We start from the raw sequence: 272 nt of genomic DNA on the forward strand, positions 1-272 counted from the left end.
GACGAAATTTGCAATCAGCCAGTAAATCGATATTGATATATAAATCAACATAAATGGCGCAAGTAAGCAAATTACCGGTTTTTAATACCGCATGTAAGCCTCGACTAACAGCTAACGCTAACTCTTGCCCTAATTGTTGCAAAGTCAGGTTTTCATACAAGCGCCCTGCCTCAATCCGAATTAATACTGGTATACCCTGATTTAACGATACTTCAAAAGGTTTTTGCATGGCAAAAAAGAACGGCACACTGGTTACAGTGCCGACTCTGACG

Annotated in this window: 1 protein-coding gene; it reads right to left on the bottom strand. The window is 40.4% G+C overall.

Annotated elements, in window-relative coordinates; all coding sequences use genetic code 11:
• The coding region (locus RMT89_RS43065; RefSeq protein ID WP_315889207.1) for a hypothetical protein at window positions 1-247 on the bottom strand (247 nt) is incomplete at its 3' end.
• Window positions 248-272 lie beyond the last annotated feature (25 nt).

Source organism: Streptomyces sp. P17 (genome assembly GCF_032436805.1).
Taxonomy (GTDB): Bacteria; Actinomycetota; Actinomycetes; order Streptomycetales; family Streptomycetaceae; genus Streptomyces.